The 2,379-nt window shown below is 70.2% G+C and carries 3 protein-coding genes; 2 read left to right on the forward strand and 1 reads right to left on the reverse strand.

Annotated elements, in window-relative coordinates; all coding sequences use genetic code 11:
- Positions 1-68: 68 nt before the first annotated feature.
- Positions 69-1,040, reverse strand: coding sequence for a LysR family transcriptional regulator (locus tag ACBJ32_RS59300; RefSeq protein WP_375134391.1), 972 nt, complete (start codon positions 1,038-1,040; stop codon positions 69-71).
- A 75-nt stretch (positions 1,041-1,115) separates the two neighbouring features.
- Here ACBJ32_RS59300 and ACBJ32_RS59305 point away from each other — a divergent pair, with 75 nt between their 5' ends.
- Positions 1,116-1,760 carry a DUF6152 family protein gene (locus tag ACBJ32_RS59305; RefSeq protein ID WP_375134392.1) on the forward strand — a complete coding sequence of 215 codons (645 nt, stop codon included), beginning with the start codon at positions 1,116-1,118 and terminating at the stop codon, positions 1,758-1,760.
- Complete coding sequence (locus ACBJ32_RS59310) at positions 1,738-2,217, forward strand: hypothetical protein (protein WP_375134393.1); 480 nt, start codon at positions 1,738-1,740, stop codon at positions 2,215-2,217. Before ACBJ32_RS59305 ends, ACBJ32_RS59310 begins: the two co-directional genes overlap by 23 nt.
- The last annotated feature ends 162 nt before the right edge of the window (positions 2,218-2,379 follow it).

Genomic DNA, 2,379 nt, shown 5'->3' on the forward strand with positions numbered 1-2,379 from the left:
GGGAATCACAGGGGCGAGGACCAGGCAACCGGCGGCCTTCGGGTACTGACAGCGCCCTGCTGGGGAGGTTATGCATCGTGGGGTTCAGGGCCCGTCAGTCCAGATGTACCAAGGACCCTTGAAGTGCACGTACCAGACCTCGTCGAGGCCTGGACGGGAGGGTTGGGCAGCAAGGAGCGAAAGTTGTGAACCATCGGGTTGGGGTCACCGGTGCGCCAGGCCACGTCCAGGGTGACGGCTCGCGCGGCTGGTGAAAGGGGGCGGAAAGCGACGTCGGCTCGCCGTAGCCGGGCCAGCGATGCCGGCACGACGGACACGCCGATCCCTGCCGCCACCAGGCCGACGATGGTCTGCATCTGCACGGCCTCCTGCACTATGCGAGGCTCGAATCCGGCCGCTCTGGCCAAGGCGGTTATCTGGTCGTGCAGCGCGGGACCGTACCGTCTGGGAAACATGACGAACGGTTCGGTGGCGAGGGCGGACATCGGCAGTGGCGTGCGCGCGGCCTGGCGGTGGCCGGCAGGCAGCGCGGCGAGCAGCAACTCGCGAGCCACGGTACGGGTGGTCAGTGCCTCGGTGGCGAGCCCTGCGATCGGCGCGTGCAGGAGCCCGACGTCGAGCAGCCCCTGTCGCAGTTCCTCGGCCTGCTGGGCGGTGGGCAGTTCGCGCAACTCCACCTGCACGCCCGGGTAGCGGGTCCGGAAGCGGCGCAGCACTTTCGGCAGCAGGAAAGTGGTCGCCGACCCGACGAACCCGATCACCAACCGTCCCGCCTCTCCTCTGCCGGCCCGCCTGGCGGATTCGGCAGCCAGGGCGGCGTGGGCCAGGCTGGCGCGGGCCTCTGCGACGAACGCCTCCCCGGCAGGCGTGAGGCGGATCTGCCTGGTCGTGCGCTCGAACAGCCGCACGCCCAGTTCCTCCTCCAGCTTGCCGATCTGCTGGCTGAACGGCGGCTGCCGCACGCCCTCGCGCAGCGCGGCCCGGCTGAAGTTCAGCTCCTCGGCGAGAGCGATCGCGTAGCGCAACTGACGAAGATTCATATGCAGCAGATATTAATCGGCACGTCTGTGGCTATGGATCCGTCGCAAACGCCGGCAGCCGCCAGGGTTGCGGTCATGAAGTTGATGATTTCCGGGCTTGCCCTCCTTACTACGCTCCACCACGGCTGGGAGGACTTCAGGACCGAGCGGCCGCTGTATGTGTCCGGGACGGTGAGCGAGGTGAGGTGGGGCAATCCGCACCCGCAGATACGGCTACGCGTGGCCACGCCGGTGCGGGTGCCGTCCGGGCTCGCCGAGCGGCCCATCCCGGCGGAGTTGGAGGAGCTTGGCGGACGCGAGGTGCTGCGGCGCACCCAGGCGTTCGATGGCCGGGATGACGAGGTGGTGCTGATCCTCGCGCCGGTGGAGCGACTGACTGCGTGGGGCATGCCGGACCGCGTGCAGGAGGGCGAGCGGATGGAGGCCGTGGGCTATGTGCATCGCGAGCATGCGGAGGAGTTCCGGCCAGAGCTGATTATCAGACAGGACGGCAGGGCGATCCGGCAGCGCTCGGTTCCCCTGCCGCAGAGCCCGCCGCCGGCCTCGCCGAGCTCCGAAAGCGGATCCGAAGCGGCCCCTGCCGATCCTGCCGTCTCCGATGGAAGTGCCGGCGCGGGAGCGCTGCCGTGGTTGGTGGGTGGTGGCCTCCTGGCCGGCGGCGGGGCGGTTGTCGCGGTATGGGTGAGGAGGAGACGGCATGGAACTTCTCGCGTGGCTTGAGGGCACCTGGCCGGCCGCATTCGTCAGGGAGACGCCGTGGGTGTACTCCTTGTTGGAGATCGTTCACCTGCTGGGGCTGGCGCTGCTGGTCGGCCCGGCCGCCCTGTTCGACCTGCGGCTGCTCGGCGCGGGCCGGGAGACCATCTCCGTGTCGGCGGCGGCGCGGCGTCTGTTGCCGGTGGCCCGCGCGGGCTTCGCCACAGCGGCGGTGTCGGGGGTGGCGATGTTCGTGGCCGGCGCCAGGGAGATCGCGGGCACCGGCGCCGCGCCGGTCAAGCTGGCGTTGCTGGGTGTGGCCGGGATGAACGTGGCCCTGTTCCAGCTCGGTGTCTATCGACGGGTCGCCGAGTGGGACGGCGACCGGCACCCACCAGCGGCGGCCAGGGCAGCGGGTGCCGTGTCGCTGACCACGTGGGTGGGAGTTGTCGCCGCCGGACGACTGATCGCCTACACCTGATGGGAGCGGTTCGGCCGGTGTTGGTCAGCTCGGGGTGGGGCTGCCGTCGCAGCCGCGGTCGATGCGGCCGGTGGTGAAGTACCGGACCACGTCGGCGGCGCATTCCGGCAGGCGGGTGACGGAGCCGTGGACGTCGTCGGCGACGGTGTAGACGGTGCCGCC

It is taken from the genome of Nonomuraea sp. GTA35 (assembly GCF_041950525.1).
Classification (GTDB): domain Bacteria; phylum Actinomycetota; class Actinomycetes; order Streptosporangiales; family Streptosporangiaceae; genus Nonomuraea.

Bases quoted from the DNA above. Each gene is read 5' to 3' on its own strand.
- ACBJ32_RS59300 (WP_375134391.1), bottom strand. From the start codon at position 1,040: ATGAATCTTCGTCAGTTGCGCTACGCGATCGCTCTCGCCGAGGAGCTG.
- ACBJ32_RS59310 (WP_375134393.1), top strand. From the start codon at position 1,738: ATGGAACTTCTCGCGTGGCTTGAGGGCACCTGGCCGGCCGCATTCGTC.
- ACBJ32_RS59305 (WP_375134392.1), top strand. From the start codon at position 1,116: ATGAAGTTGATGATTTCCGGGCTTGCCCTCCTTACTACGCTCCACCAC.